This window comes from Xylanibacter rodentium (assembly GCF_013166575.1).
Taxonomy (GTDB): Bacteria; Bacteroidota; Bacteroidia; order Bacteroidales; family Bacteroidaceae; genus Prevotella; species Prevotella rodentium.
Map to the genome: position 1 here is coordinate 69,666 of NZ_JABKKE010000007.1, position 21,464 is coordinate 91,129.

Genomic DNA, 21,464 nt, shown 5'->3' on the forward strand with positions numbered 1-21,464 from the left:
TATGAACAAGAATGAAATGCTTGTGGCCGCAATACAGAACGGCACGGTGATAGACCATATTCCGACGGAAAAGACATATCAGGTGGTCAGCCTGCTCAAACTCGAGGAGTTGACCACACAAGTGACGATAGGCTACAACTACCACTCAAAGAAACTCACCCGAAAGGGAATTATCAAAGTGGAAGACAAGTTCTTCACCGACGAAGAGATATCGCGCCTGTCAGTGGTAGCACCAAACATAGTACTCAACATTATACGCGACTATGAAGTGGTGGAAAAGAAAACGGTGACCACACCGGACGAACTGACCGGAATTGTAAAGTGCAACAACCCCAAGTGCATCACCAACAACGAACCGATGAGAACACTTTTCCATGTCACAGACAAGGAGCACGGCACCCTGAAATGCCATTACTGTGAGAAAGAGCAGGATATAGACAAGGTGGAATTGATATAAATTCCACCTTGTTCCGTTATTCCACCTTGTTTTTATTGCATAGCTAAGAAATAATAACTAATTTTGCAACGGCTGTTTTTATACAGGATAATAATCATCAAATATATAACATTCTGAAACAATGAAAAGAGATCAAGAGATTTTTGACCTTATCGAGAAAGAGCATCAGCGTCAGCTTAAAGGCATTGAACTCATCGCATCAGAAAACTTTGTAAGTGACGAGGTTATGGAAGCCATGGGTTCCTATCTTACCAACAAGTATGCCGAAGGATATCCCGGAAAACGCTACTATGGCGGTTGCGGTGTGGTGGACCAGGTAGAACAGCTCGCCATCGACCGCGTATGCAAACTCTTCGGTGCGGAGTACGCCAACGTGCAGCCCCACTCCGGAGCACAGGCCAACGCCGCCGTACTGCTTGCCGTACTAAATCCCGGTGATACGTTCCTCGGCCTCAACCTTGCCCACGGCGGACATCTTTCACACGGTTCGGCTGTCAACACATCGGGCATTCTGTACAAGGCCGTCGGTTACGACCTCAACCCCGAGACCGGACGCGTGGACTACGACCAGATGGAAAAGCTCGCACTGGAGAACAAGCCGAAACTCATCATTGGCGGAGGTTCGGCATACAGCCGTGAATGGGACTACAAACGCATGCGCGAGATTGCAGACAAGGTCGGAGCTCTACTGATGATAGACATGGCACACCCCGCAGGACTCATAGCTGCCGGACTGCTTGACAACCCCGTGAAATATGCCCACATAGTCACCTCCACAACCCACAAGACCCTGCGCGGCCCGCGTGGCGGTATAATCCTAATGGGCAAGGACTTCGAGAACCCATGGGGCCTCACCACACCAAAAGGACAGGTGAAGATGATGAGCCAGCTGCTCAACTCAGCCGTATTCCCCGGACAGCAAGGCGGCCCGCTCGAACACGTCATCGCAGCCAAAGCCGTAGCTTTCGGAGAAGCGCTGCAACCGGAGTTCAAAGAATGGGCAGCACAGGTACAGAAAAACGCCAAAGTACTGGCCGATGAATTGACCAGGCGTGGCTTCACCATCGTCAGCGGTGGCACCGACAACCACTCCATGCTCGTAGACCTGCGCTCCAAATATCCCGAGCTTACAGGCAAGGTGGCCGAGAACGCCCTCGTAGCTGCCGACATCACCGTAAACAAGAACATGGTGCCATTCGACAGCCGCAGCGCATTCCAGACCAGCGGCATACGCCTCGGCACTCCGGCTATAACCACACGTGGTGCAAAGGAAGACTTGATGGTGCTCATCGCCGAACTCATCGAGGAAGTACTCAACGACCCGGAAAACGAAGAGGTGATAGCAAACGTACGTGCACGTGTCAATGAAACAATGAAGAACTATCCGCTGTTTGCATATTGATAAATACCCAAACAAGGATATCCGACACTAACGACCAAAAAGGGGCTCTGAGATACAATTGAATCTCAGAGCCCCTTTTTGGTCGTTAGTGATTTCTCCTCCAAAAGAATCACAGCATGACAACACGGAATGCATATGGCGGCAGAGTGACCGTCAGCTTGCCATCGGCACTTTTCGTGTACGTGCCACGTTCCACTGAAACACGGGTCTGCCCCGGCTTGCCGCTATATCCTTCGTAACGAACGACATTCGCTATCGGCAGACTTTTCGCATCTACTGTAACGGTCAGCTCGACAGGCAGCACATTGGCTATCTTGAGAAAAGCCTGGCCCGTCCTGCTGTCGCGCACTACACTTGTCGCCACACGATGCCCGGCCACACTGTCGATAGCCATTGTCGAAACGACATACTGATTGCCTGAATATGTAGAGAATAGTCGCTGCGTTTCGTAACTCGGTGTTCTGTCAACGCCCTTGTTGTCGAAATATATCATGTCCGGACTCCAGTTGCTGTGTCCGTTCTTTGAAAGCAACGGAGCATAAGACGTCATGGCTACCACATCGGCATTACGCTCTATATTGCACAAATGCACGGCCTCGGCCAGCGCACAGTCGATATTGCCCTTGCCTTGACGTGCGGCATACTCACCGAGATATACCTTCGGGCCCTTGCGGTCGTAGTTGTCGTAATAAGTCTGATTGTTCAGGAACCATCCCACACTTTCATAATAATGTTCGTCAACCATGTCAAAGACCTCTTTGTTGTCTTTGGCAAACTTCCATCCTTCAACATAATCGGACGAAGGATAATGGAACGGGCCCACTGTGCCACAGACGACAATATCGGGATAGCGCTCTTTGATAGCCTTGCATATCATGAGACAGCGCTCTTCAAACGTTGTCGAAATGATATCCTCGTTGCCAATACCGATATACTTCAGGTTGAACGGAGCCGGATGGCCTGCCTCGGCACGCATCTTTGCCCATTTGCTCGTAGCCGGATCGCCATTTGCCCACTCTATCAGATCGAGCATCTCCTGTATGTAAGCCTGCATTTCATCCATAGGAATTCCACCCTGCTGACCGCCATATCCATCCTCGTCCGGACCGGAATTCTGGCATGGCACACCGGCCGCCAATACGGGCAACGGTTCGGCATTCATATCTTCGCAGAACTGGAAATACTCATAGAATCCAAGTCCGCGTGTCTGATGATAGTTCCAAATGTTGCGGTCGGGCACACGGTCTTCAAGCGGTCCCACGGTGTGATGCCAATGGTAGATATTTCCCAAACCGTCGCCATGGCTCATACATCCTCCGGGAAAACGCACAAACTTCGGGTGCAAATCGGCAATGACTTGTGCCAGATCTTTGCGCAAACCGTTTTTATGTCCGTTGAACGTATCCTGAGGAAACAGGCTTATCATGTCCACAGCCGCCTCATTACCTTTCTCAGGCACAATCATCAGTTCTGCCTTTTCGGCCGATTCGGATGCTTCGAGCACTGCGTCATACCTATGCCACTCTTCACCGGCACCCTTTGTATCTATGCGTGCCGACGCTATCACACGCCCGCCGTCTACAAGTGCCACGGTAAATCGTTTGGCCTGTCCGCCGATATTACGCACACGGAAACTGAAATCATACTTTGCCCCACGTTCTATACGCATACCGTCCCATCCCGAATTATACAGCGTATCGGCTGTAAGAACGGCATAATGGGGATTGTTCTTGCTCAACGGGCCGTCTGTCATAATCCTTATATCACCTCCCGACGAGCGCCACGCCGTAGCGGCTCCCCACTCACGACGATCGGCCGAAGTGTATTCGAAGTCACGATTCTGCACCATTTCAGCATACAGTCCGCCGTCGGCAGCATAGCTTATATCCTCAAAGAAAACACCAACGAGCTTGTCGCTGATGGCTTTCTGACGTTTACCGTCTATAGTCATAGCGGCCTTCACACCCTTTCCGCCCAAAGCCTCGAACAGCCGTCCGTCGTCAGCAAGTTTTTCACCATAGCGTGCGCTCTCCGTGGCAAGTTTGGCAAAATAGTTTACCAACGTATCAGTCCGGTCTTGCCCAACATTCCACATATATCCAGTAAAAGTGTTGTCTCCAATCTTTACCGTGTCCGGCATGACATATGCATCGGCATATTCAGCCGGAGTAGCAGCCACATCAGGTGTGAAATGGCGGAACGCTGCGTCGGTCGATGTCTTGCGCACACCGCCGTCCTTGGTCTTGAAAAGCACGGTATAGCGCCCACCGCCGTCATGACGTATCACCGGAGCGAGACACCCCTTGACAGACATTCGCGGATAGTCCTGCGGGCGCCATGTGACAAGGTCTGCCGACCAAGCCACGGCAAAGCACGGTGAATAGTCGTTCACCTGAAACACAACGGCATAGCCACCACTCTCCAAACGGGTAATAAACGGTGAATACATCCGTTTTTCCGCCCCCCAACGCGAATAATCGGAAGAGAAAAGCTGTCCGATGTGTCTGAATGTGCTGTCGTTGACGGCATACGCCGCATGAAATCCATGCTTTTCACCCGGACTGTACAGGAACAGCCGTGACTCACTGGCTGCCGGTTCAGCTTCTTTACGGTCGGCCTTGCCAGCCGCCACCACCGTCGCCTGACCCATCATGAGCAGTGAAAGCAAGGATAGAGTAAGATGATTCTTCATAATCTGAAAGTTCTATATGTTTTTTTCTTTTATGGTTAGTTCTTAAATTCCAAATATCCCTCACGTATATTTACGTTTTATGCCGCGAAGATACTTATTTATGTCCATAACTACAAATTTATTTCCCTTGACAGAATCTTAAAGATGGTTAAAAGCGTCTTTCGTTTCAATAATTGAAAAAAAATAAGTACCTTGCAACGTTTTTCAGAGCAAGACAGACTATTATACAAGATAACATCAAGATTATGACTGATTTACATATAAAAACAGATAGAATATTGAAAGCAACCGTGACTACGCTTTTCACTACTGCGACTATGCTACTCTTGAATCCTCCAACAATTGAAGCCCAACAATTAAAGGCCTCACTATCGCACTATTCCACTGACGACGGTCTGGCAAGCAATGCTGTTTCGTGCATAAGGCAAGACGACTATGGATATGTATGGATAGCCACATGGAACGGGTTGTCACGTTTTGACGGTTTTTCGTTCTACAACTATGATACGGGTAGCGCAAGCGGTATCTCTATGTTGCATAACCGTATCATAGACATTGCGACAGACCAGCAACAGAACATATGGATGAGAATGTACGACGGACGCATCTTCGTGCTCAACCGTATCACCGATACGATAGAGAATCCGTTACGGAAAATTTCCGGATACCGGAATTTCAAGACGTCGCAGCCCCTAACCATCACATCTGCCGGCGATGTGATGGCCGTAATAGACGGTGTAGGCATATACTGTATGAGACTCGACCGCAACGGTATGAAAACCAAACTGATAGACACCGGCAAACTCACCGTGACATCAATAGCTGAAGGTTATCGCGACGATATATGGGTGGGCACGGACAATGGCATACACCGTCTCAATATGAACAACGATAACATTGAACGTAATGGTTTTTTCCCCGATGAGCACATCAAATGCATGTACTCCAACGGATACAACATTTACGCCGGAACACAATCAGGACACATCCTGTCTTTCGCATACGGACAGGAGCCGAAAACAATAAAAGAGATGGGACAGACCATATCATCGATATTCGTAGACAGCCACGGACTTATGTGGTTCACCACTGACAAGCAGGGAGTATCGCGGATGAACATGGAAACAGGCGACGTGAAAGACTTCACCCAAAAAGTGGCTGTACCCGAATACGACGTGCGCGGGGCAAAGATATCGGAGGTGAACCATACCGTATGGATAAACATGAACCACGGAGGCTTCGGATACTACAACCGCGAGACCGACAATGTAGAGTATTTCCACAATGACCCGACCAATTCATGGAACCTTTCAAACACGGTGGCGACCTATCTGGCACTGCCCGAGGGTGTGGTATGGGAATCAACAATACGCAAAGGACTCGAAAAACTGGAACTGCTCAAACAGACCATACATCGCAGACAACTGTTTTCTGACAACAACGAAGTGAACCTCAACGAGATACGCGCCATTCATTACGACGTACGGAGCCGACAGCTGCTCATGGGCAACAAATACAGCAACCTGATATTCATGACACCCGACGACAGCGTGACTTCCATAATCAGCGATGACGGTAGCGGACACATGCTGGGACGCATCTACGGTATCAATCGTGACAGAGACGGCAACTACTGGATTTGCTCGAAAGGCACTGGAGTAATCAGAATAGCACCCGACAAAGACAACAGTACCGGCAGGTTCACATTCTTCACCAACGACAGAGAAAATCCCGCAAGTCTCAGTTCCAACAACGCCTATCGCTCTGTAGAGGACAAGAACGGGAATATCTGGGTGGCCACATACGGAGGAGGAGTAAACATAATTACCAAAGACGGCAACGGGCGATATGTCGCACTCAACAACCGCAATGTAATGAGGCACTATCCGCGCAACTCATATCATAAAGTGAGAACAATGGCCATCGACAAGGAAGGCAACGTATGGGCCGGAACCACAGACGGGCTTCTTATAATGTCATACTCTGACAACAAGATCAGAATGCTGCGCGTGTCGGAGACAACAAACGGTGAACGCGACCTGAAGAGCAAAGACATCGTAACACTGGCATGCGATGCCGACGGCTCGATGTGGATAGGCACCAACGGCGGCGGCCTGAGCCACACTGTAGGAAAAGACGAAAACGGCAATTGGCTATTTGAGACATTCGACATCAAGAGCGGACTGCCGTCGGAGGAAATCAAAAGCATCACTTTTGATGAAAAAGGCAATGTATGGCTGGCTACCGATCACATGATATGCTCGTTTGACGTGAAAAAGCGCATATTCAGCACATTCTCCATGCTTGACGGTGTGGACGACACCATATTCTCGGAAGGTGCGGCAATAACAATGCCTGACGGCAACATCATCTTCGGCACACTAAACGGATACTACATTGTAGACCGCAAAAAACTGAGCACCCAGACCGGCTCTATGCTAAAACTGAAAATCACAGACTTCTATATGGACGGCATACTGATGAGCCCGAGGCTCAACGGTGATTTCAACGCGTATGTACCCGACTGCAAAGAAGTAAACCTACCCGATGCGGACAGGAATATTTCATTCCGCTTTGCCGCACTAAACTATCAGTTGCAACATCGTGTGCACTACCAATACATGATGGAAGGCATAGACAGCGAATGGAAGAATGCCGACAAGTCGCGCACGGCAACGTACGCCGGACTGAAGCCCGGCAAGCATCGTTTCATGGTGAAGGCTTTCCTTCTCGAATCGCCCGACAACTATGACATACGCACTATCGACGTGATTGTGCCACGAGATTTCATGTTTTCCTCTGATGCAGTCTGGATATATATGGTGATTATATCCGCACTAATCTTAACAGGAATGTATTTGTATCAGGAAAGACTGAAAAAAAGCAGTGAAAAACTTGGCAAGTTGAAATAATCACATTAACTTTGCAAACAGAAAGGTATATTAGCCGCATCGGTTAGATTGGGATACTCATCAAATAAACTGAAAACCGAGAATACTTCTCTTATCAATGGCGGGCCACAATCTTCCATCGGGAAGACAGCAGACAATGCCGGTGGATTACAAAGATGGAGAGCTCTCAAATCTTATCTTAATAGGAGTTTTCATCACATCACCGGTGCGGCTCTTTTTTTGTATCATCACAATTACCGGATAAAACAAACGACAAACATCATGTTTTCAGGAATAATTGAAGAATTTGCCACTGTCGTGGCTATAAGAAAAGACCGTGGGAACATTGATTTCTCACTGAAATGTTCATTCGCCGACGAACTCAAAACAGATCAAAGCGTGGCCCACAACGGAGTATGCCTGACGGTGGTGAGCATAGCCAACGGCACATACACTGTCACGGCAATGAAGGAGACGCTCGAGCGTAGCAATCTCAGTTTGCTGAAAGTGGGCGACAAGGTAAACATAGAGCGTTCGATGCAGATGAACGGACGCCTTGACGGTCATATCGTTCAAGGGCATGTAGACTTAACGGCACGTTGTACAGCCATGGAAGATGCCGATGGAAGCACATACTTCACATTCACATACGAAACCGACAAGGAGATGGCACGACACGGCTACTTTACTGTAGACAAAGGCAGCGTAACTGTCAACGGTGTGTCTCTCACTGTATGCAACCCCACAGCCGACACTTTCCGGGTGGCCATAATACCGTACACGCTTGAACACACCAACTTCTGCGATATCCGTGTCGGCTCGGTGGTCAACATCGAATTCGATATCCTTGGAAAATACATCGCAAGACTGAGCCAATTGTAAACAAACATTAAAAGCGCCAAATCTCATCGAGGATTTGGCGTTATTATTCTACTAACTTCCGACATATATACATTATTTTTTCATAAAGAATATATTCTTCTTAATTTTGCAGCGTAAAAAACAAACGGAAGAATATGAACAAAGGTATTATGCTCATCGGAACCATTCTGCTGACCGCTGTATCTGCCAGCGCAGACAATCCGAAGAAATGGACGTTGGAGGAATGTATAAACTATGCTATGACCAACAACATAACTCTGAAAAAGACACGGTTGGAAAAGCAATCGGCAACCGAAGACCTGAAACAATCGAAAGCCGCATTACTGCCTTCGTTTAATTTATCAACCAATCAGTCGATCGGTTACCGACCGTGGGTAAACGATGGCGTAAGTACGGTAAACAACGGCACCGTATCCACAAGCATAAACAAGACATCTTATAACGGAAGCTACGGGTTGAATACAAGTTGGACCGTATGGAACGGTAACCGTAACCTCAACACCGTCAAACAGAACAGACTGGCAGAACAGCAGGCAGAACTGAACTCTGACATTACTGCCAACAGCATACAGGAACAGATAATCCAATTGTACGTACAGATTCTGTATCTGAAAGAAGCTATCAATGTCTGCCGCAACAACTACGAGACGGCACTCAAGAACGAAGAGCGCGGCAAGGAAATGGTTGAAGCCGGAAATATGTCGAAAGCCGACTTGGCACAACTGACGGCACAGACCGCTACAGACAAATATAACATTACAGAAGCGGAAAGCAATCTGGCCGGATACAGGCTGCAACTTAAACAGTTGCTTGAGATAACCGGCGAGGAGGATTTTGACATATACATACCTGAAATATCCGACAACAAGGCCATGAAAGAGATTCCACCGCTCGAGACTGTATATGAAACGGCCCTGACCACACGCCCCGAAATAGAGAACGGCAGACTGGCAATAGAAAACAGCAAGTTAGGCATATCTATAGCAAAATCCGGCAAGATGCCGACGATAAGCCTTACCGGAGGAGTTGGCACAAACACGACATCAATGAATTCAAGAACATGGGGCACACAGATTAAAACAAACATGGACGCATCCGTTGGAGCGACATTGAGCATACCCCTCTTCGACAACCGCTCAACGCGTACCGCCGTAAACAAGGCCAAACTGCAACAGGAAGAGAGTCTGCTCGACCTTCAGGACCGACAAAAACAACTGTACAGCACAATCGAGGGGTATTGGCTCGACGCCTATACCAACCAACAGAAGTTCAAAGCCGCACAAGCCAGTGTGGAAAGCGAACAAGCCGGATATGATCTTGTGAGCGAGCAATTTCGCCTCGGCATGAAAAACATCATAGAGCTGATGACAGGCAAGAACAATCTGCTCAACGCACAGCAGAACCGACTTCAAAGCAAGTACATGACAATACTCAACATACAGATACTGAACTTTTACAAAGGAGAGCCGGCAAAACTATAACCAAACAATAACATCATTCACAACAATATGAAAAGAATAAGCAAAATATGGATAGGCGTAATTGCCGTGGCAATAATCGCCGTTGCAGTATGGATGCTGTCGGGAATAAAAAAAGAGCGGCAGATTTCGTTCGAGACAGACAAAGTGAAAAAAACCGATATACAAAACAGCATCACCGCCACGGGAACCATCGAACCCGTAACATCGGTCACGGTAGGCACACAGGTATCGGGAATTGTCAGCAAACTGTTCGTTGACTACAACAGTGTGGTGAAAAAAGGACAGATAATAGCCGAACTTGACAAGACGAACCTGACAAGCGAACTAAACACCGCCAAAGCCAACCTGTCAAGCGCGCAAAGCACATTGGCATACGAAACAGCCAACTACAAACGTTACAAGACATTGTTTGACAAGGGGCTGGTGAGTGCCGACGACTATGAGAACGCCGAACTGAGTTATCTGAAAGCCAAAGAGGCCGTAGCCACATCAAGAGAAACGGTACGGAAAGCACAGACCAATCTAGGCTATGCCACAATAACATCGCCAATAGACGGTGTTGTATTGTCGAAATCGGTAGAAGAAGGCCAGACTGTGGCTGCCAGTTTCAGCACTCCCGAACTGTTCAACATAGCCCAAGACCTGACAGACATGCGAGTGGTAGCTGACGTAGATGAAGCGGACATAGGCGACGTGCACGAAGGAGAGCGCGTCACGTTCACTGTGGATGCTTATCCTAACGACACATTCGAAGGAGAGGTTACCCAAGTGCGTCAGGAAGCCACAACAACAAACAATGTCGTAACATATGAAGTTGTAATAAGCGCCCCGAATGCCGACCTGAAACTGAAGCCAGGACTCACAGCCAATGTAACCATATACACATCCGGGAAACAGGGTGTATTGGTTGTCCCCAGCAAAGCACTGAGACTGATGCCAACGGCAGAAACTGTCGGCAACAAATACAAGATTGCCGACAACAACGGAAAGAACAAAGTATGGACATTCGACGGGAAGACCCTTACAGCACATAACGTACAGACCGGAATGACCGACGGGGTGAACACCGAAATAGCCGGCGACATAACCGAAGGAACAGTCATCGTTACCGAGATTAACGAAATCGGTACTGGGGACGCACAGGAGCAAAGCCGTGAACAATCACCATTCGCACCGGGTCCGAGGAAAAATGAAAAGAAAAAATAACCATGCCGAAAGACAATAAAATAGTAATTGAACTGCAGGACGTAAAGCGCAAGTTCGTTGTAGGCAACGAACTTGTACAGGCACTGCGCGGGGTTTCGTTCAAGATATATGAAGGTGAGTTTGTCACGATAATGGGCAAGTCCGGCTCCGGCAAATCGACACTGCTCAACCAACTGGGATGCCTTGACACACCGTCAAGCGGTGAGTATTTTCTTGACGGCGTTGCAGTGAGTTCCATGTCAAAGTCGCAAAGAGCAGTGCTGCGCAACCGCAAGATAGGCTTCATCTTCCAAAACTACAACCTGCTGGCCAAGACTACAAGTGTGGAGAACGTGGAACTGCCACTGATGTACAACAGTGATGTCAGTGCCGAGGAACGCCGACGACGCGCCGTAGAAGCTCTTAAAGCAGTAGGATTGGGCGACCGCCTGTACCACAAGTCGAACCAAATGTCGGGAGGACAGATGCAGCGTGTGGCCATAGCCCGTGCGCTGGTCAACAATCCCGCAGTTATCCTGGCCGACGAGGCTACCGGCAATCTTGACACAAGAACCTCGTTCGAGATACTCGTGCTTTTCCAGAAACTGCACGCCGAAGGACGCACCATCATATTCGTGACACACAATCCCGACATTGCCAACTACTCTAGCCGCAACATTATGTTGCGCGACGGACGGGTAATAAGCGACAAACATAACGAAAGCATAATGTCGGCTGCCGACGGACTCGCGGCATTGCCGCCAAGCACAGACGAATAGCATTATGAACTATACAAATCTATTTAAAATAGCACTCCGGGCCATAGCAGCCAACAAGACACGCTCGTTCCTTACAGCATTGGGAATCATCATCGGTATTGCATCGGTGATAACCATGCTCGCCGTGGGGCAAGGCACCAAACAAAGCATACAAGCCAACATAGCCGAGATGGGATCAAACATGATAATGATACATCCTGGAGCCGACCGCCGTGGCGGTGTTCGTCAAGAAGCATCATCGATGGAGACCCTGAAGATGACCGACTACAAAACCATCAAGGAACAATGCCGGTACATAAAAGGCATAAGCCCTGTGGTAACGAGCAGCGGACAGTTCATCTACGGCAACGAGAACACCCCTTCCTCACTATACGGAGTAAATGAGGACTATCTCGAAATACGCCAGTTGAGCGTGGCCGAAGGCGAGATGTTCACTCCCGCCGACATCAAATCAAGCGCAAAGGTATGCGTACTCGGTCAGACTGTTGTGGACAATCTCTTCCCTGAAGGAAACGACCCTATAGGCAAAGTCGTACGTTTCAACTCCATTCCGTTCCGCGTTGTCGGTGTGTTGAAGAAAAAAGGATACAACTCCATGGGTATGGATCAGGACGATCTGGTGCTTGCTCCATACACATCGGTGATGAAACGAATACTCGCACAGACATATCTCGGAAGCATACAATGTTCAGCCATAACCGAAAGTGTAACGGAAAAGGCCACAGAAGAGATTACGGCAATACTGCGCCACAACCATAAGCTTAAAGACGCCACGGAAGACAGAGAAGCCGACGAGGATGATTTCAACATACGCTCCCAGGAAGAACTGGCTTCCATGATGACCTCTACATCCGATATGCTCACCATCCTGCTCGGGTGTGTGGCAGGCATCTCGCTCATAGTAGGAGGCATAGGCATAATGAACATAATGTATGTCAGCGTGACAGAACGCACCCGCGAAATAGGACTGCGCATGAGCGTGGGCGCCAGAGGGACAGACATACTGAACCAGTTTCTCATCGAAGCCATACTGCTCAGCGTGACAGGAGGTCTGATCGGTGTGATGCTGGGCGTCGGAGCGTCATTCTCCATAAAGACATTTGCCCACTGGCCAATAGCAATACAGGCATGGACCATCGTCATGAGTTTTGCTGTGTGTACATTCACCGGGGTTTTCTTCGGTTGGTATCCCGCCCAAAAAGCCGCCCGACTCGACCCTATTGAAGCAATAAGATATGAATAGCAACAACAGACTCATATATTCCATCCACGCAGCGATATGGACCATCATATTCATGTCACCGCTGATGTTCATGAACCACGGTAACGGAGTTAGCCTAAAGGAATTTGCTTGTGTAAGCATTGGCTCGTTGACATCTGTGATTGTATTCTATGCAAATTACCTTTGGCTCACTCCAAAGTTCTTTGTAAACCACGAACGTAGATACTATTGGATTGTGAATTTAACAATGATTGTTGTCATGGCCGTAATGCAGCACTGGTGGATGCACTTCACTGTACAACATTTTGACCGACCGGAACACGAAAGACCATATGAGAGCCAAATCATGTCCGTATTCTTCATCCTGAGAAACATCTTCAACCTCACCGTCACGGCAGCCATTGCCACAACTATACAAATAGCAATGCGGTGGCAGGCTGCAGAGACAGCACGACATGAAGCAGAAGCAGCACGAAAAGAAGCTGAGTTGAAAAACCTGAGATCACAGCTAAATCCACATTTCCTCCTCAATACACTGAACAACATCTACGCACTCATCGCATTCAACGCTCCCAAAGCCCAAGAAGTAACACACGAACTGAGCAAACTGTTGAGATACGTGCTATATGACAATCAAGAGACATACGTCAATCTGGAAAAAGAGATAAACTTCATCACGCACTACATCAACCTGATGAAAATAAGACAGACAATGAATGTAGACATACAGTTTGAAACAGACATTTCCAAACCTTGCAACATACAAATAGCCCCACTCCTATTCATCTCACTGATTGAAAATGCCTTCAAACATGGAGTCAGCACTACCCAACCGAGCTTCATACACATAAAAATATCGGCCGACAGCAAGGAAATAACCTGCCTGATAGTAAACAGCAACCATCCTAAAAACGAAACCGACCGTAGCGGACACGGCATAGGACTGCAACAAATGGAAAAACGACTGGAACTGCTGTATCACGGACGATATGAATGGAAAAAGGGAACTAATAAAGACAACACGATATACTTATCATCAATCAAGATATATGACACTGAAATGCGCAATCATTGACGACGAGCCATTGGCCGCCGAACTACTGGCAAGCTACGTGAGAAAAATCCCTTTTCTAAATCTTACCGGCACTTATAACAGTGCCTTAAACGGCATGAAAAACCTTCGTGCAACCCCTGTCGACCTGCTGTTTCTTGACATACAGATGCCTGAACTGAGTGGCATGGAATTTGCAAAAATACTTCCCAAACAGACCAGAATAATATTCACTACAGCTTTCAGCCAATATGCAATCGACGGATATAAAGTCAACGCCATCGACTACCTAATGAAGCCCATCAGCTACGAAGAGTTTGTGAAAGCCTCAGCCAAAGCACTCGAATGGTTCGAATTCATGCGGAAACAGGCTGTGTGTAAGAAAGACAAGTTCATATTTGTGAAAAGCGACTATAAACTGCAGAAAGTCAATCTTGACGACATCCTTTATATAGAAGGACTTAAAGATTATATACGCATATATCTTGAAAACGGAGAAAAAATAATGTCGCTTATGAACATGAAAAAACTTGAACAGCATCTTCCCTCTCCCGAATTCATGCGTACCCACCGCTCGTATATCGTTAATATGACGAAAATAAAAGTGATAGACCGTATGCGTATTGTTTTCGGAAACACATACATACCTATTTCTGACAGTTACAAGGATGAGGTTCTGACATATTTCGACAATCACCTCCTTACTTGAAAAAGTTCATTATTCAAGGCAACAGCTGGGACGGAACGGATATAAATTCCGTTGCCCCATGTTTTAAAAGGAAATCCCGATCACGAAATCCCCACAAGACACTCACGCACGGCAAACCGCTGTTACGTGCCGTTGCCACGTCGACGTCACTGTCACCAACGTAGACGGCACCTTCTTTTCCGACACCGAGCAAACGTAATGCCTCAAGCACGGTATCGGGTGCAGGCTTTTTCCTTATATTCTCACGTTCTCCTATAGCCACATCAACATAGGCGCCAAAAAAGTGACGGCACAATTCCTGCGTGGCGGCATAAAACTTGTTGCTCACCACAGCTATATTTTTGTTGCGGCGTTTCAGTTCAACGAGCATATCTATGACACCGTCATAAGGCACTGTATTGTCAAGCGAATGCTCCATATAGTAGTGACGGAAAGCCTCGAACACATCTTCAAACAGCGGATTGCCGGCTCCTCCTGGCACGGCACGTTCCATAAGCACACGCACACCGTTGCCCACAAACCAACGGATATCTTCTACAGGATGTTCCGGCATATCATAAGTACGCAGTGCATGGTTTACACTTGCCGCCAAATCGTCGAGGGTGGAAAGCAACGTTCCGTCAAGGTCAAATATGTATGTATTGTATTCTCTCATCGTCTGCTCCTCGTTATCATCTGTCTCAACTTCTGATTGAACCGTTCTGCTTTCATCAGCTCTTCTATGGTAATGTGCATTCTATATTTCCATCGATGTGAGTTGTCGGCCGGCACATTTATCCTCTCCTCACGCACGGCATCCGAACGCAACTCTCCGTCCATAGCCATCCAGTCCTGGAACGACAACAGACAAAGCATTGACGGGCAATAAAGATGTCTGGCCACTATTTCTTCGGCAAGATGCGCCGGCAGATGCTCAGGTGCACGGCCCTCCTTCTGCATCATCGTGACATAATAGCGTTGCGTACGCTCAGGGCTTTCCTCCCACCACATACGCAGCGACGGCATGTCATGCGTGGAAAACGTAGCAACACTTCTGTATGGATTGGCCGCAAGATGCGCAAACTCCAACCCACTTTGCTTGGGCATTGTCTGAATCTCCAATGTCTGTATACGCAAAGCGTCAAGCACAGAACCCACACAGTCGGGCAACATGCCCAAATCCTCGGCACACACCATCATACGCGTATTGCCCAAAGCCACGGGCAGACGTGTCATTGCCTGTTCTCTCCAATAATCATTATGCCGGTTGTAATAATAGTTGTTGTAAAGCCGCATAAATGCCTCCTTCTCTTCAACAGACAATGCATCGAATACAGGTTCGTTGTAGACTCCTATACGCGGATGGTACATCTCCGGCTGACGTGGGTCCTCCACAAAGAGAACATTGCTTATCAGCCGATACAGTCCGTCGCGTATCCATATACTGTTTTCGTCATGCATCCCTACGAAGTGTCTCTCAACCTTGCGTTGTGTGTCGTAATCTCCCTTCAGGCTATACAGACCGTAGGGGCCGGATATGAGAAATGCATCACGCACATAGCCGGCATGCACGCCGAAGATACGGTCGATAATGCTGTCGTTGATAAAAGGTCGTGTGAACAAGTCCTTGCGGAACGGTAATCCGAAATATTCTATTTCGCCCGAAGTAAGAGGCAAGGCCGGGGAGAAATGCCCCAACAGCCCGTGGACAGAGTCAAGAGGAATCTCCCATATACGAAAGAAGCCAAGCACATGGTCTATACGGAACGCGTCAAAATAATGCTCCATATGTGCAAAACGACTACGCCACCAACTGCAACCGTCGGCTATCATTGCGGGCCAGTTGTATGTTGGAAATTCCCAGTTCTGTCCGTTTTGAGTAAAAGCATCAGGAGGGGCACCTGTCTGAGAATCCAAATTGAAATACTGGGGTTGCATCCAAACATCGACACTGTCGCGACACACACCAATGGGAATATCACCCTTTATCACCACCCCCTTCGAACGTGCATAGTCTCCGGCTTCAAGCAACTGCCGGTGCAATAAATACTGAACGAAATATACATATTGCACATCCTCCTGATTGGCATCGCAATAACGGCGTACAGCCTCCTGGTTGTAAACGGAATGTTCGGGCCATTCCTCAAAATGTGCTGTGCCGCAACGATCGCGCATCGAACAAAAAGCAGCATAAGGCATGAGCCAGCCGGCGTTTTTTTCAACAAAAGTGCGATATTCTTCCGTGCCGGACATCTGCCACCCGCATTCAGCATAAAGTTCGTGCAGATAAGCTGTCTTCACTCTGTCCACAGCCTCATAGTCACTGTACGGAAGTGCATTGAGTTCCTGACGCTGACGGTGGTAAGCTGTCATACGCGACTTGTCGCTCAACACACCTGCAGCTTCAAGGTCTACATAATGCGGATGAAGGGCATATACCGACACTGCATTATATGGATATGAGTCGCTCCAACCGCGTGTTTTCGTCGTGTCGTTTATCGGAAGAATCTGAATCATCTTCATACCGGTCTCAACAACCCAATCGACCATTCGCTTCAAATCACCAAAATCGCCGACACCGTATGAAAATGAACTGCGCAATGAGAATACAGGTATCACCACACCGGCAATCTTCCATACATCTTCACTGACTCTGAGAAAACCGCCGTCAAGTGCAAGCACCTCACCATCGGATATTTCTTTGTCCCCGGTAGTGCGGTTGTCTCCTTCTTCCCATGCCACAAAAGCACTCGTTTCAGCATCGACGACAACATATTTGTATTCGATAGGAAAGAACATGCCCATCACGTTTACCGACAATACCCATTCAGCCTGACCGGCATATTGCATCTTCATATACCGGGACGTGTTCCAACCTCCCAATGCCGGATGACTACCGCATACGGCAAGTTCCTGACCCGGTTTGAGCTGCGGAGCCGACACCCTGAACAATAACGTACGACGATACAGAGATGTTGGCAAAGGCCGCACTTCCTCCCCTCTACTGCCGTACATTGTCACGGCATAGGCACTGGTATACATGTGATATTGAAACGGTATGTCACGCCAACTGTCGGGCATCGTATAATCTTTGGTGGGGTCGAAAGGATATATCCTCGGCACCATATTCCATTCGCGTCTTATTATATCCCCGGCTGCATTTTCCACCTGATAACAGTATCTGAAAGCCGACATCGGATGATGTCGCGAACCAAGTGCAACAGTCTCCAATGTCCATAAACGACCGTCATTGGTATTCATCGGAAGGTTATGACGTCTTACACTGCCGTCGTACCCAAGATATTCTATCTGAACATGGAGACTCTCGCCCCACATCGTACCGTATGTCAAGCTAAACTTCAGTTTCATTCCTTTAAAATTTAAAGATGTCAAATGCCGGCCCAATCCCGCTGCCACCGGTACTTTATATGTAAACAGTGACAACAGTAAAAGCCTTTCAAACAGGCACAAAGGTAATAAAAATCGGACAAAACATTTCGCCAATTTTGGAAAATGGTGTATCTTTGCCGATATTTTTTATATTCATAACATGAAACCTATAGAATCAAAGTATTATTTATACGTATCAGGCGTATGTCTGCTGCTTATTGCCGGCATATTTTATTATTACTTCTTCTCGTCTTTCTCCACCTCCGAAACCATGCAATATGTGTACATCGACGATGACGACACCGTCGACTCTGTATACGCCAAGCTCAATCCCATTGCCGCCGACCATTCCATCAAGGGATTCCGAACATTGGTGAGATACAGCGGATACGACAAGAACATACGCTCCGGACGCTATGCCATAGCACCGGGTGAGAAGGTTTTCACCACTTTCAGGCATATAAAAAACGGCATGCAGACATCATTGAACCTCACCATACCAGAATCAAGAACAATGAACCGTCTGGCCGGAACACTGTCCAAAAGGCTGATGCTCGACAGTGTTACCATTGCACGTGCACTCACCGACTCTGCGTTTTGTGCCAAATACGGATATGATACGGCCACAATAGCATCTGCGTTCATACCAAACACATACGATATATACTGGAATGTGAGCATGGACAAACTGATGGCGCGAATACAACAGGAACACAAAAAGTTTTGGAATACAGAGCGTATGGCAAAGGCAAAAGCCATCGGCATGACTCCGCTGCAAATAAGCACGCTGGCAAGCATTATAGATGAAGAGACGGCCAACACGGCCGAGAAACCCATGATAGCGGGTATGTACATCAACAGACTGAAAACCGACATGCCGCTACAGGCCGACCCTACCATCAAATTTGCATGGCAGGACTTCACTCTGCGCAGAATATATCACAAACTGCTCGAAATCGACAGTCCATACAATACATATAAAAATACGGGGCTGCCTCCTGGTCCGATCAAAATAGCATCTATTGCAGGAATAGACGCAGTGCTCAACTACACCGACCATGACTATCTGTACATGTGTGCAAAAGAAGATTTCTCAGGCACGCACAATTTCGCACGAACATACGGGGAACACTTGAAAAATGCAGCAAAGTATGTAAAGGCTCTAAACGAGCGTAATATAAAATAACATGACGGATAGCATTCCTTTCATCTCATTAAAAGATTTTTATGCCGGTATATTTAATTGACAGCAAAAAACCGCTCACTTCTCAGTGAACGGTTTTTTTATCAATAGGTATTAGCCTCCTTTAAGGTAAAAAGATTGTATTCAGGATAACGCAGGCAAAGTTATCGTTTTTTTTAATTATTCACAAATTCATTTATATGTTATAAAACATATTTATAAAATTCCCCGCCTATATCACCAATAAAAAAGAATTTTAGAACAACGAGAACATGGTATTTAAATGTTTCGGGGTCTGCTGCTAAAATAGCATCAGACCCCGAAGCATTATCTCTGACTTTATTGTCTTATTCCGTCAACGTATTCTGTCGGCAGCACGTACAAGGGCCTCGTCAGCCATAATGGCACGACGGGCCATGACATAAAATATCAACGCCACACAAGGAAAAGCAGCATAGACAGTAGGCTGGAAATCGACAGTGCCTTCACCCACCCCGAACATACGACTGTAAACGGCATATAAAACGTACCATCCAATGAGCAACAATACGTTAAACATGCAAAAACGCGCCTGCACCCTGCGGTTAACGTAAACAAATATTGAATAAATACCGAGGGCAGCAGACGGAACAAGTACTGCAAACATTGGCCATGTGTCGTAACTATGTGCGGCACTATCGTCCGCAAGGAACAGATTGTACTCACGTATTACAGTCAGTCCGTCAGCACAGAACACTCCTATAGGCAAGCATAGACATACCACGGTGAACACTACGGCCAAAGCCATATAAACAGTTTGAATGCGCTGTATCATACACTTACGACACGTTTTTTAGACAAGTCTGTCATCATTGCCCTGATGATTCTCCCGCACAGGGTCACGCCAATAGATCTTATCTTCAACAAACTCTTGGGTTGCCAACAATGTCGGTTTAGGCAACTTCTCATAATAGCGTGAAATCTCTATCTGCTCACGGTTCTCGAATACCTCCTCAAGGCTGTCGTTGTAAGAAGCGAACTCTGCCAATTTCTTGCTGAGATCTTCCTTAATCTGAACTGAAATCTGATTTGAACGTTTCGCAATGATAGCCACACTCTCATATAGCGAATTGGTATCCTTGCAAAGATCCATGATGTTGCGTGTAACGGTATTCACCGGTGCCTTTGATTTCTTGTAATCCATACTATTCTATAAAGTTTTAAATTTCGTTTAAATGCCTGTATATATTCAATCAATTCTTGGTAAAAGCCTTGCACTTGGCTATATACTTTTCCGCTGTTTCCCTTTCCTTACTGTCAGGGTATTCATTAAGGAATCCATAACATTCGTCTTCCGCATCACGGTAACGGTCAAGCCGCTTCTCTTCCACACTTTGCTCGGCCAACTTGAACTTGCTCTTCATTATGAGCGCGGCAAAACTCTCACGCATATTACTGTAAGGATATGCGTTGAGTGCGTTCTGTGAAGTGACGATACATGCCTCATAATTGGAACCTCCGCCCAAGCAGTTAAGAAAATATCCGCCAAGATTGTAGTACAGTTTTGCTGAAAGATACTCTTTCATAACAAGTTTGTCCTGCAACTCAAACAGACGATGTTGTGCGGTAGAACGCAACTTGGAATCGGGATAAAAGTCAAGAAACTGCTGATATGCGTTGATGGCTCCCACTGTGGGCGACTGGTCGAGCCGCGGTTCCGGCGTACTTTCATATAGCGACTGACCGATATAGAAAGAAGCCTGCTCGGCATACAATCCTTTGGGATAAGACGAATAATACTTTCTGAACGTAGCCGACGCACTCTCATAGTCGCGGTCGCAATATTCTGCCATGGCCAACATGTACAGACACTCCTGAGCGTTGTCCGTCCCTTTCTGTATGGTCACGAGCTCCTGTAACAATGATATGGCTTGCGTGAATTTGCCTTCGGCGAAACATTGCTTTGCAAATTCATATTTGTAGTCGTAATCGCCCGACTTATAAACACGGTTAAACTCAGTGGCACAACTGCTCATCAAAGCCAATGCGCACACCAATATGAATAAGTTTTTCTTCATCTGTCGATTTTTGAGGATGCAAAAATAGCTATTTTTCCCCTAATGGCAAAGCATTTAAACTGAATTTTAGCAAAATAAACCTTATTATAACGTTTATTACAACG

Annotated in this window: 17 protein-coding genes; 11 read left to right on the forward strand and 6 right to left on the reverse strand. The window is 47.2% G+C overall.

The features are described from left to right. Nucleotide 1 precedes the first annotated feature (1 nt). Entirely contained in the window at nt 2–457 is a 456-nt protein-coding gene (pyrI, locus tag HPS55_RS05620; protein ID WP_172175338.1) for an aspartate carbamoyltransferase regulatory subunit, read from the forward strand. A gap of 121 nt (nt 458–578) precedes the next feature. Then, complete coding sequence (gene glyA, locus HPS55_RS05625; protein ID WP_172175335.1) at nt 579–1,859, forward strand: serine hydroxymethyltransferase; 1,281 nt, start codon at nt 579–581, stop codon at nt 1,857–1,859. A gap of 109 nt (nt 1,860–1,968) precedes the next feature. Here glyA and HPS55_RS05630 read toward each other — a convergent pair whose 3' ends face one another. Next, on the reverse strand, nt 1,969–4,551 hold the full coding sequence (locus HPS55_RS05630; protein ID WP_172175332.1) for an alpha-L-arabinofuranosidase C-terminal domain-containing protein: 2,583 nt from the start codon (nt 4,549–4,551) through the stop codon (nt 1,969–1,971). Nucleotides 4,552–4,796: 245 nt separating this feature from the next. On the opposite strand from HPS55_RS05630, the gene HPS55_RS05635 reads away from it, so the two are divergent. From HPS55_RS05635 to HPS55_RS05670, 8 genes are all read left to right on the forward strand, one after another. After that, on the forward strand, nt 4,797–7,463 hold the full coding sequence (locus HPS55_RS05635) for a ligand-binding sensor domain-containing protein (protein WP_172175329.1): 2,667 nt from the start codon (nt 4,797–4,799) through the stop codon (nt 7,461–7,463). A 261-nt stretch (nt 7,464–7,724) separates the two neighbouring features. Then, a complete protein-coding gene (locus HPS55_RS05640) occupies nt 7,725–8,324 on the forward strand; it encodes a riboflavin synthase (RefSeq protein ID WP_172175326.1) in 600 nt (199 codons plus the stop codon). Nucleotides 8,325–8,458: 134 nt separating this feature from the next. Beyond that, entirely contained in the window at nt 8,459–9,805 is a 1,347-nt protein-coding gene (locus HPS55_RS05645) for a TolC family protein (RefSeq protein ID WP_172175323.1), read from the forward strand. Nucleotides 9,806–9,832: 27 nt separating this feature from the next. Then, nucleotides 9,833–11,011, forward strand: coding sequence for an efflux RND transporter periplasmic adaptor subunit (locus HPS55_RS05650; RefSeq protein WP_172175320.1), 1,179 nt, complete (start codon nt 9,833–9,835; stop codon nt 11,009–11,011). A 2-nt stretch (nt 11,012–11,013) separates the two neighbouring features. Next, nucleotides 11,014–11,769 carry an ABC transporter ATP-binding protein gene (locus HPS55_RS05655; RefSeq protein ID WP_172175317.1) on the forward strand — a complete coding sequence of 252 codons (756 nt, stop codon included), beginning with the start codon at nt 11,014–11,016 and terminating at the stop codon, nt 11,767–11,769. A 4-nt stretch (nt 11,770–11,773) separates the two neighbouring features. Further along, nucleotides 11,774–13,012: an ABC transporter permease gene (locus tag HPS55_RS05660; protein ID WP_172324744.1), complete on the forward strand. Its 1,239-nt coding sequence runs from the start codon at nt 11,774–11,776 to the stop codon at nt 13,010–13,012. Continuing rightward, the gene (locus tag HPS55_RS05665) at nt 13,005–14,066 is read left to right on the forward strand and encodes a sensor histidine kinase (RefSeq protein WP_172175312.1); all 1,062 of its coding nucleotides are present in this window, start codon (nt 13,005–13,007) and stop codon (nt 14,064–14,066) included. Before HPS55_RS05660 ends, HPS55_RS05665 begins: the two co-directional genes overlap by 8 nt. Further along, nucleotides 14,041–14,751, forward strand: coding sequence for a LytR/AlgR family response regulator transcription factor (locus HPS55_RS05670; RefSeq protein ID WP_172175310.1), 711 nt, complete (start codon nt 14,041–14,043; stop codon nt 14,749–14,751). The genes HPS55_RS05665 and HPS55_RS05670 overlap by 26 nt, the downstream gene beginning before the upstream one ends. Before the next feature lie 13 nt (nt 14,752–14,764). On the opposite strand, the gene HPS55_RS05675 is transcribed toward HPS55_RS05670, so the two are convergent. Next, nucleotides 14,765–15,406, reverse strand: a complete 642-nt coding sequence (locus HPS55_RS05675) for an HAD family hydrolase (RefSeq protein ID WP_172175307.1) — start codon at nt 15,404–15,406, stop codon at nt 14,765–14,767. Further along, on the reverse strand, nt 15,403–18,099 hold the full coding sequence (locus HPS55_RS05680) for a 4-alpha-glucanotransferase (protein ID WP_172175304.1): 2,697 nt from the start codon (nt 18,097–18,099) through the stop codon (nt 15,403–15,405). The genes HPS55_RS05675 and HPS55_RS05680 overlap by 4 nt, the downstream gene beginning before the upstream one ends. A gap of 181 nt (nt 18,100–18,280) precedes the next feature. Between HPS55_RS05680 and mltG the strand changes: the two genes are divergently transcribed. Beyond that, nucleotides 18,281–19,306 (forward strand): endolytic transglycosylase MltG, encoded by a 1,026-nt coding sequence (gene mltG / locus HPS55_RS05685; protein ID WP_172175301.1) that lies wholly within the window; start codon nt 18,281–18,283, stop codon nt 19,304–19,306. Nucleotides 19,307–19,658: 352 nt separating this feature from the next. On the opposite strand, the gene HPS55_RS05690 is transcribed toward mltG, so the two are convergent. The 3 genes from HPS55_RS05690 to HPS55_RS05700 are packed head-to-tail and all read right to left on the reverse strand — an operon-like array spanning nt 19,659 to nt 21,360. Then, nucleotides 19,659–20,117 carry a DUF4293 domain-containing protein gene (locus tag HPS55_RS05690; protein WP_172175298.1) on the reverse strand — a complete coding sequence of 153 codons (459 nt, stop codon included), beginning with the start codon at nt 20,115–20,117 and terminating at the stop codon, nt 19,659–19,661. A gap of 18 nt (nt 20,118–20,135) precedes the next feature. After that, the gene (locus tag HPS55_RS05695; RefSeq protein WP_172175295.1) at nt 20,136–20,486 is read right to left on the reverse strand and encodes a DNA-directed RNA polymerase subunit omega; all 351 of its coding nucleotides are present in this window, start codon (nt 20,484–20,486) and stop codon (nt 20,136–20,138) included. 49 nt (nt 20,487–20,535) lie between these two features. After that, nucleotides 20,536–21,360, reverse strand: coding sequence for an outer membrane protein assembly factor BamD (locus HPS55_RS05700; protein WP_172175293.1), 825 nt, complete (start codon nt 21,358–21,360; stop codon nt 20,536–20,538). Nucleotides 21,361–21,464 lie beyond the last annotated feature (104 nt).

Bases quoted from the DNA above. Each gene is read 5' to 3' on its own strand.
- HPS55_RS05690 (WP_172175298.1), bottom strand. From the start codon at position 20,117: ATGATACAGCGCATTCAAACTGTTTATATGGCTTTGGCCGTAGTGTTC.
- HPS55_RS05660 (WP_172324744.1), top strand. From the start codon at position 11,774: ATGAACTATACAAATCTATTTAAAATAGCACTCCGGGCCATAGCAGCC.
- HPS55_RS05650 (WP_172175320.1), top strand. From the start codon at position 9,833: ATGAAAAGAATAAGCAAAATATGGATAGGCGTAATTGCCGTGGCAATA.
- pyrI (WP_172175338.1), top strand. From the start codon at position 2: ATGAACAAGAATGAAATGCTTGTGGCCGCAATACAGAACGGCACGGTG.
- glyA (WP_172175335.1), top strand. From the start codon at position 579: ATGAAAAGAGATCAAGAGATTTTTGACCTTATCGAGAAAGAGCATCAG.
- HPS55_RS05695 (WP_172175295.1), bottom strand. From the start codon at position 20,486: ATGGATTACAAGAAATCAAAGGCACCGGTGAATACCGTTACACGCAAC.
- HPS55_RS05640 (WP_172175326.1), top strand. From the start codon at position 7,725: ATGTTTTCAGGAATAATTGAAGAATTTGCCACTGTCGTGGCTATAAGA.
- HPS55_RS05645 (WP_172175323.1), top strand. From the start codon at position 8,459: ATGAACAAAGGTATTATGCTCATCGGAACCATTCTGCTGACCGCTGTA.
- HPS55_RS05665 (WP_172175312.1), top strand. From the start codon at position 13,005: ATGAATAGCAACAACAGACTCATATATTCCATCCACGCAGCGATATGG.
- HPS55_RS05655 (WP_172175317.1), top strand. From the start codon at position 11,014: ATGCCGAAAGACAATAAAATAGTAATTGAACTGCAGGACGTAAAGCGC.
- HPS55_RS05680 (WP_172175304.1), bottom strand. From the start codon at position 18,099: ATGAAACTGAAGTTTAGCTTGACATACGGTACGATGTGGGGCGAGAGT.
- HPS55_RS05675 (WP_172175307.1), bottom strand. From the start codon at position 15,406: ATGAGAGAATACAATACATACATATTTGACCTTGACGGAACGTTGCTT.
- HPS55_RS05635 (WP_172175329.1), top strand. From the start codon at position 4,797: ATGACTGATTTACATATAAAAACAGATAGAATATTGAAAGCAACCGTG.
- HPS55_RS05700 (WP_172175293.1), bottom strand. From the start codon at position 21,360: ATGAAGAAAAACTTATTCATATTGGTGTGCGCATTGGCTTTGATGAGC.
- HPS55_RS05630 (WP_172175332.1), bottom strand. From the start codon at position 4,551: ATGAAGAATCATCTTACTCTATCCTTGCTTTCACTGCTCATGATGGGT.
- HPS55_RS05670 (WP_172175310.1), top strand. From the start codon at position 14,041: ATGACACTGAAATGCGCAATCATTGACGACGAGCCATTGGCCGCCGAA.
- mltG (WP_172175301.1), top strand. From the start codon at position 18,281: ATGAAACCTATAGAATCAAAGTATTATTTATACGTATCAGGCGTATGT.